The sequence below is a fragment of the Pseudomonas sp. BF-R-01 genome (assembly GCF_019946615.1).
GTDB classification, from domain to species: Bacteria; Pseudomonadota; Gammaproteobacteria; order Pseudomonadales; family Pseudomonadaceae; genus Aquipseudomonas; species Aquipseudomonas migulae.
This window is the reverse complement of the sequence record NZ_JAGYFX010000175.1, coordinates 1-6,892: the sequence shown is the minus strand read 5'-3', so window position 1 is coordinate 6,892 and position 6,892 is coordinate 1. Positions and strand designations below refer to the sequence as shown.

Genomic DNA, 6,892 nt, shown 5'->3' with positions numbered 1-6,892 from the left:
CGTACGCTTTTGATTTTCACCACTCATCAGGCCGAGCGTTAGCTCGCCTTCAGCTTTTGATCTGAGCGCCCCCTCGAGAGGCCGAGTGGAGGTTCTGCGCAGTGGGCAACCCGGCATGGATGCCGGGTTAGCCGCCCCCGGCCATGGATGGCCGATGGCGGCGGGCCCACGGAGCAGGACCGGAGCGAGGGCATGGCGAGCCTTAGCGAGCCACCGAACGAAAGGGGCAAGAGCCCTTGGTTACTTGGGGCTCTTCCAAGTGACTCGCTGTAAGAGCGAAACCAATAGTGGCCGTAACCGCAGCAATGGATATGTACACCTGAAAGAAAATGGTCGGCTATCAGGCCGCCATCGCTAGCAAGCCAGCTCCTACAGGGGATTTGTGTAACGCCCACCGTAGAGAATGATCATGCGGTCCAGCCGACGCTAAACCCCACTCAACCCCTTGATCACCAAATCCACATTCCCCTCCAGTTCAGCCACCGGGTCCGCCGCGTCCACACTCAAAACGACCAACCGGCTCCCGGCCTCGGCAATCACCGCTTTCACCGCGTCCGACGGCTGCCGATGATGCAACACCACCGCCACGTCATTGTCCTTGAGCGTCACACCCAATTGCTTCAGCGCCTCCGGTGTCCACTCGGCGTCGGGCCGCGCATCGAGACCGATCAGTTCCAGATTGAGCCCGCCAATCAGGTAACCAAAGTGATCGCTCAGGCTCATCACGCTCAGATTGTCAGCACTGGCCAGCCGCGCTTCGCTGTCGGCGCTGAACTTGAGCAAGCGCTGTTTCAGTGTCGCAAGGTTGGCCTCGATCACAGGCTTTGCAGCAGGAGCAAGGCGCACCAGGTCCGCCGCCATCACATCCGCCATGCGCCCCATGTTGTTGCTGGAAAACCACGGCTGACTGTTCAAGCCATCGACCTTGTTGCCCGGCTGCACGGCAATGCCGGGCAGGGCGCCGTCCACCGGGCGCGCGGCGTCGACTTCGACGATGCGAATATTGCTGCGCCGGGCGATCGGGTACAGCGGATCATCCGCCCACAACGAACGAAGACCAATCACCGCATCGGCGTCAGTCGCCAGTTTGGCCAATGCCGGTGCGCCGCGCCCGGTGAAGTAAGCCGTCTGACGGCTGCCAGGCAGGTTCGCCGGCGCCGCGCGTTCAAGGTTGACGTTGGTGCCCTTGAGCAGTACTTCGCCCAGACCATAAGTGATCGGCAAGGACGCCAGCACATGCAACGGTTTGGCGCTGTCCGCTGCAAACGAGGTATTGACCAGCCCGCACAGGGCGACGGCCAGGGTCAGTTGACGCAGAGAAAATGACATTTATCCGAGGTTCCCTTTCAGGCTTGGGACGACGCCGCGCGCAATGGCGGCGAGGGCGAAGGCGATACCGGCCACCAGAATGATCGCGGCGCCGGACGGGATCGGCAGGTCGAACACAATCGGCGCAAGAATCCCGCACAGCGTGCTGACCGTGGCGATCAGTACCGAGCACCAGAAGAATCCCTTGAGCGACTGGCTGAGCAACCGCGCTGCCGCTGCCGGAATCACCAACAGCGCACCGACCAGAATCGCACCGATGACTTTCACTGCCGCCACGGTGATCAGCGTCACCAGAATCACGAACAGGTAATCCAGGGTCTTCACCGCCACACCACGTACCGCTGCCAGTTGCGGGTTGAAACTGGCGAGCATGATGCGGTTGTACAGCGGCAAGGCCAGCGCCATCACCAGCGAACCGACGATGGCCAGCACCAGCAAGTCATTGCCGTTGACGGTCAACACCGAACCGAACAACACGTTCTCCAAGATGTGCACGTTGATCTTGCCCGCCAGAATCAACAGCAGGCTCGCGCCCAACGCCAGCGACACCGACAGGAACACGCCGATCAACGTATCCGGCGCCAGACCCGTACGGTTGCGCAGGTAATTCAGCAATATCCCGAACAGCAGGCAGTAACCGAACAGGCTGCCATAGGGCCCGGTGTAGGGTTCGCCAAGCAGAATGCCGATGGCGACGCCAGTCAGCGCCGCGTGACCCACCGCTTCGGAGAAAAACGCAAAGCGCTTGACCACCACCAGCGTACCCAGGCCACCCAGCACCGGGCCGATCAGCAAGCCGGCGAGCAGCGCATTGACCACAAATCCGTACGCCAGCGCCTCAGGCAGATAGCCCGAAGACGCCCAGCCCTGAACCATCAAGCGAAAGGCTTCGTAACTCATCAGGCAGCGCTCCGTGGATGGGTCGAGAACAGGGTCAGCAAACGTTCCGGAGTCAGCGCCTGTTTCGGCGTGGCATCGAACAGTACCCGGCGATTGAGCCCGGTGACGCGATCCGCCAGACGCCCGACCGCTTCCAGATCATGCTCGATCCACAGCACGGTGATCCCGCTCTGACGCCAGTCGCCGAGCAACCGTTCGAACACCTGAATGCCCGCCTCATCGAGGGCCGACATCGGCTCATCGAGCACCAGCAATTGCGGCGCCGGGATCAGTCCCTGTGCAAGCAACACGCGCTGACGCTCGCCTCCGGACAAGGCGCCCATGCGCCGCTTGCGCTTGTCCTGCATGCCGACCCGTTCCAGCGCTTCGCCAATCGCTGCCGCGTAATGCTTGCTCAACCCGAGGAACGCCGGGCGTCGCTGGCACATCGCGGCCATGAAATCGTCGACGGTCATCGGCAAGCCGCGATCAAACTCCAGCGCTTGCGGCACGTAGCCGATGGTGCCGGGTTCGCCGGGCCATTGCAGGCTCAAGCGGCCCTGATGCGGCATCTGCCCGAGCAGGGTCTTGATCAGCGAACTCTTGCCGCCACCATTGGGACCGACCAGCGCATGCACGCTGCCGGGCTGAACCTGGAAGGTGACCTGGTCAAGGATCGTCGTGCGACCCAGGGTCAAACTGACCTCCGCAAAATCCAGCGTCGGCCCCGCCCCCTGTAGGAGCCGGCTTGCCGGCGATAGCGGTGTGTCATTCAACGATGATGTCGGCTGACCCGACGCCTTCGCGAGCAGGCTCGCTCCCACCGGGGACTCACTGAGTGTTTCTTTAGCGGTCATTGGCCAGACTCCTGAATCGCCCGAACCACGGTGTTGAGGTTGCCGGTCATTTCCTTTTCATACTTGTCGGCGGTGTATTCGCCATAGGAAATGTGCGACAGCGGGTACAGCTTCACCCCGGATTCACGCTGGATGGTTTCGACGTAGGTGGAGGGGAAATCCATCTCCGAGAAAATCACTTTCACGTCCAGTTCGCGCAGTTGATCGATGGTCTTTTTCAGCTGGCTCGGGCTCGGTTCGATGCCGTGGGCCGGTTCGACCACAGCCGTCACTTCCAGGCCAAACTCGCGCAGCAGGTAGTCGTAAGCCGCATGAACCGTGGCCACACGCAGTTCGGCGTTCGGCGCCTGGGTCAGTTTCGCCAGGGCGTCGGCGCGCATCTGCCGCAGGCGTTTGCCGTAGGCGCGGGCGTTTTGGGTGTAGGTCTTGGCGTTGGCCGGGTCGAGCTTGCCGAGTTCCCGGGCGATGTTGTTGACCTGGGCAATGGAGGCGCTGATCGACAGGAAAGTGTGCGGGTTCACGACTTTGCCGGCACCGCGCGCGGCTACGCCGGTGGCGGCCAGCAGCGGTACGTTTTCGTTGGCTTCGATCACGGCCACGTTCGGCGTTTCGCTGGCGGCGATCATGCGGTCGGCGAAGTCGTCATGACCGACGCCGTTGAGCACGATCACGTCCAGCCCGCTGATGCGCTTGATGTCTTCGGCGCGGGGCTCGTAGGCATGCGGGTTGAAGCCGGCCGGAATCAGCGGCACCACTTCGGCCTTGTCGCCGACGATGTTGGCCACGTAGCTGTAATAAGGGTGCAGGGTGATGCCGATGCGCAGGCGCTTGGCTTCGTCGGCGCTGGCCAGTGGCGTCAGCAGCAAGGCAAGCAGGCCGATCAGCAGCGGCCGCAAGAATGAACGTTGAGATGAAATAGGCATGGGAAAGCGGTCTTCTCTCGGGTGAAGGCGAGGGTTCAGTGCCGGTGCTGGCGGGTCACGCCGGCATCGAATTGCGCGACGATCTGCTGCCAGCCAGCGCTTTCGAGCGCGGCGTCCGTGAGGTCGGCCGGGGCTTTGAGGTCGGCGCCACGGTTGAGCCAGATGTCTGGCGCATCGTCGTCGGCAGTCAGGCGCATCAGAAACGAACCGGCCACGGCGGACGACTGGCTCTGGCCGAAATACGCCTTGGCGTCGAGCAATTGCCAGGCATGAGCGCCACGGCTGACGGAACTGGCGTCCTGGGCAAACGGCGCAAAACCTTCGTCCGCCAGGGCTTCGGGTGTCGGTAGGGTTTGCTGTTCCTGACGCAGCAGGTGAATCTCGTCCAGCGTCACCCGCAGGTCGGCGTAGATGCCTTGCTCGGAAGCGCTGAGGTCGCGGCGGGCATCCAGTTGATGGCTGCTGACGGTGCTGATTTCCTGGGACTCGTGGCGCCAGGCGACCACCGAACCGGCGACCGCCAGGATCATCAGGCACAGCAGCAATACATACAGGGTTTCATGGCCGGCACCTGCCGGGCGGACGACATGGGTAGTTGGCGTACTCATGGGGCTTGGATGTCCGCTTGGTCGATCTCGACGACGTGGCCGGGACCGGCATCGAACAGCACATAAAATTCGGCGCTGGGCTTCTTGAAGGTCAATTTGGAATCGGCACCGAGCTTGCCCGGCACCAGGATGGTTTCGTCGTAGCCGATCACATCCAGGGTCACGCCCGGTGCACCGCTGCCGTCGGAGAAACCGCCGGTGCACTGGATCTGCTCGGCGTCGATGGCCTTGCACTCGCACATCGGGTTGTGGGCCAGGGCGCTGGCGCTGAAGCCGGCGCACAGCACCAGCAAAGCGGCGTGGAGAGGGCGAAATGCGTTGCTCATGGTTTGCCTCCTTGTTTGTTCAGCCACTCGAGGGTGGCGGGGGATGCCTGGCTCAGCGGGATGGACGCTTGATGCATCGCGCCGTCCCAGCCCTCCATGGTGATCCACAGCTCGGCGTCGGCCTTGGTCTTTTCCGGGATCGGCAGCATGGCGCCCATGCGGTAGGGCGTGCCGAAGAAAATCACCCCGGCGGCGCGCAGGCTGCGCGGTTTGCCGATGCGCAGGTAAGTCGCCTTGACCTGCTCGCGGCAGCTGTCGCACAGCGCCGCGTTGAAACTCTTCATGTAACCGGCCGGGCCATCGGGCCGCGGTGCTTCGTTGCGAAGTTCCGCCAGGCGCAGGCTCCACGGCCCCACCTGAACTTCACCGATTTCCCGCTCGCCCAGGCCGGTGTCCCCGCGAAACAGCGCGGCATCGGCAAAGTACTTGGGCATGAAACCCAGCGGCACCAGCAACAGCAAAACGTTGATGTGGAAGCGCCATTTGTGCCAGAAGCGGCTCAGTCTGGACCCCGGTTTTTCGGCGGCGAACAGGCTCATTGGCTGACCTCCGTGGTGTCGTGGCTCGTGACATGAGTGGCATCGGCAGCGCGAGGACGTTTGTTGCTGCGCTTGAGGGCGTTAGCGGTGGCCAACGCAGTGCGCTTGGTCCAGATCAGCAGGCCGCTGAGGACCATCATGCTCAGGAGCAGGCCGAAGAAGAACCAGATCAGCTTGATCCAGAGCCCGCCGAAATCGCCGGTGTGCAGTGGCCGCATCGATTCGGTCACCAGCTCCAGCCCCGAGCGGTCCGAAAGCAGGCGGGTCACGGCGACATCGCCGGTATATGGGTTGATTTCGGCAGTCTGGAACATCAGCGGATACCAGCTGCGGCCGCCCACCGAGAGGTAGCTGTAGGCATTGGCGGGCAGGCTGATGAAGCTGTCTTCGAGGCCGGGAATGCGTGCCTTCGCTTCACGGATTGCCGTTTCCAGGCTGATCATCGGTGCCGGCGAGCCGTCGGCGGTGAGGGGCACGCTCTCACGCGGGACCACCGGCGCCACCGGGGCGGTGGAAATCGTGATCTGGTTATCGAACATGAACGCTTCGATCAGGAACCAGGTGCTGGTGACGGAAATCACCGCGATGAACCAGATCGACCAGATGCCGCTGAGGCGGTGAAAGTCGCCCCAGAAAATCCGCGCGCCGTGACGCAGGCGCAGGGTCGGTCGCAAAAAACCTTTCCAGAAGCGCTTGTAGACCACCAGCCCGGTAATCAGCGAAGCCAGCAGCGGCAGGCTGAGAAACGACACCAGGTACCAGCCCCAGCTGTAGCCATTGGTGAACGGCACCAGCCACCAACCATGCAAGGCGCGGGTGAAGGCCCTGAAGTTGAATTGCGGAGCCGTGCCCTGGATCACGCCGCTGTACGGGTTGACGTAGACCACCACCGAACGGCCGTCGGGGTAGGTCACTTCCACGTCCAGGGCGAAATGCGTTTCGTCAGGTCGGCTGATGCTTTCGACCAGGATCTGCGGCTCGGCCTGCTTGATCGCGGCGATGAGCTGGTCATAGCTCAACAGCGGCGCATCATCGGAAGGTTGGCTGGCGCGCATTTGCGGGTTGGCCAGCCAGACGATTTCCTGGCTGATCACCGCCAGCGTGCCGGTCACACAGACGATCAGCACAAAAAACCAGATGGGCAGGGCCAGCCAGCTGTGGACCAGAAACCAGAGTTTTGAGCGGGATTTCTTCGACATGATTAAGGTCTTGTATCGATGAGAGGGCCTCTGCTGCGGGCTTCCCAGCGTGGGGTCCATGAAAAGTGCGGTCGTGGCTTTTGCCTACGCGAACCGCCTGCATCTATATAAGACGAATGAGAATCAGAAATCCCGAACCTCGATATGAAAGTAAATGTTTCGTATTCCTGCGAACGCAAAACCCTGTAGGAGTGAGCCTGCTCGCGATAGCGGTGTGTCATTCAAACTACTC

Annotated in this window: 8 protein-coding genes; all 8 read right to left on the bottom strand. The window is 62.2% G+C overall.

All coding sequences use genetic code 11. The features are described from left to right. Window positions 1-426 precede the first annotated feature (426 nt). From KGB27_RS30500 to KGB27_RS30465, 8 genes are read right to left on the bottom strand one after another with little or no spacing between them, the layout of a single operon-like run. The gene (locus KGB27_RS30500; RefSeq protein ID WP_223557336.1) at window positions 427-1,329 is read right to left on the bottom strand and encodes a metal ABC transporter substrate-binding protein; all 903 of its coding nucleotides are present in this window, start codon (window positions 1,327-1,329) and stop codon (window positions 427-429) included. Next, on the bottom strand, window positions 1,330-2,229 hold the full coding sequence (locus KGB27_RS30495) for a metal ABC transporter permease (protein ID WP_003226663.1): 900 nt from the start codon (window positions 2,227-2,229) through the stop codon (window positions 1,330-1,332). It abuts the gene before it with no gap. Further along, a complete protein-coding gene (locus tag KGB27_RS30490; RefSeq protein WP_223557335.1) occupies window positions 2,229-3,065 on the bottom strand; it encodes a metal ABC transporter ATP-binding protein in 837 nt (278 codons plus the stop codon). The genes KGB27_RS30495 and KGB27_RS30490 overlap by 1 nt, the downstream gene beginning before the upstream one ends. Continuing rightward, window positions 3,062-3,988: a metal ABC transporter substrate-binding protein gene (locus tag KGB27_RS30485; protein WP_008043036.1), complete on the bottom strand. Its 927-nt coding sequence runs from the start codon at window positions 3,986-3,988 to the stop codon at window positions 3,062-3,064. The genes KGB27_RS30490 and KGB27_RS30485 overlap by 4 nt, the downstream gene beginning before the upstream one ends. Window positions 3,989-4,023: 35 nt before the next feature. Beyond that, on the bottom strand, window positions 4,024-4,596 hold the full coding sequence (locus KGB27_RS30480; protein WP_207285779.1) for a DUF6162 family protein: 573 nt from the start codon (window positions 4,594-4,596) through the stop codon (window positions 4,024-4,026). Beyond that, window positions 4,593-4,922, bottom strand: coding sequence for a hypothetical protein (locus KGB27_RS30475; RefSeq protein WP_008043034.1), 330 nt, complete (start codon window positions 4,920-4,922; stop codon window positions 4,593-4,595). The genes KGB27_RS30480 and KGB27_RS30475 overlap by 4 nt, the downstream gene beginning before the upstream one ends. Further along, a complete protein-coding gene (locus KGB27_RS30470) occupies window positions 4,919-5,461 on the bottom strand; it encodes a hypothetical protein (RefSeq protein ID WP_008032641.1) in 543 nt (180 codons plus the stop codon). The genes KGB27_RS30475 and KGB27_RS30470 overlap by 4 nt, the downstream gene beginning before the upstream one ends. Beyond that, a complete protein-coding gene (locus tag KGB27_RS30465) occupies window positions 5,458-6,660 on the bottom strand; it encodes a PepSY-associated TM helix domain-containing protein (protein WP_008043032.1) in 1,203 nt (400 codons plus the stop codon). Before KGB27_RS30465 ends, KGB27_RS30470 begins: the two co-directional genes overlap by 4 nt. Window positions 6,661-6,892 lie beyond the last annotated feature (232 nt).

What these genes read in the sequence shown, in the direction of transcription:
- KGB27_RS30500 (WP_223557336.1), bottom strand. Translation starts at nt 1,329, where the DNA reads ATGTCATTTTCTCTGCGTCAACTGACCCTGGCCGTCGCCCTGTGCGGG.
- KGB27_RS30495 (WP_003226663.1), bottom strand. Translation starts at nt 2,229, where the DNA reads ATGAGTTACGAAGCCTTTCGCTTGATGGTTCAGGGCTGGGCGTCTTCG.
- KGB27_RS30490 (WP_223557335.1), bottom strand. Translation starts at nt 3,065, where the DNA reads ATGACCGCTAAAGAAACACTCAGTGAGTCCCCGGTGGGAGCGAGCCTG.
- KGB27_RS30485 (WP_008043036.1), bottom strand. Translation starts at nt 3,988, where the DNA reads ATGCCTATTTCATCTCAACGTTCATTCTTGCGGCCGCTGCTGATCGGC.
- KGB27_RS30480 (WP_207285779.1), bottom strand. Translation starts at nt 4,596, where the DNA reads ATGAGTACGCCAACTACCCATGTCGTCCGCCCGGCAGGTGCCGGCCAT.
- KGB27_RS30475 (WP_008043034.1), bottom strand. Translation starts at nt 4,922, where the DNA reads ATGAGCAACGCATTTCGCCCTCTCCACGCCGCTTTGCTGGTGCTGTGC.
- KGB27_RS30470 (WP_008032641.1), bottom strand. Translation starts at nt 5,461, where the DNA reads ATGAGCCTGTTCGCCGCCGAAAAACCGGGGTCCAGACTGAGCCGCTTC.
- KGB27_RS30465 (WP_008043032.1), bottom strand. Translation starts at nt 6,660, where the DNA reads ATGTCGAAGAAATCCCGCTCAAAACTCTGGTTTCTGGTCCACAGCTGG.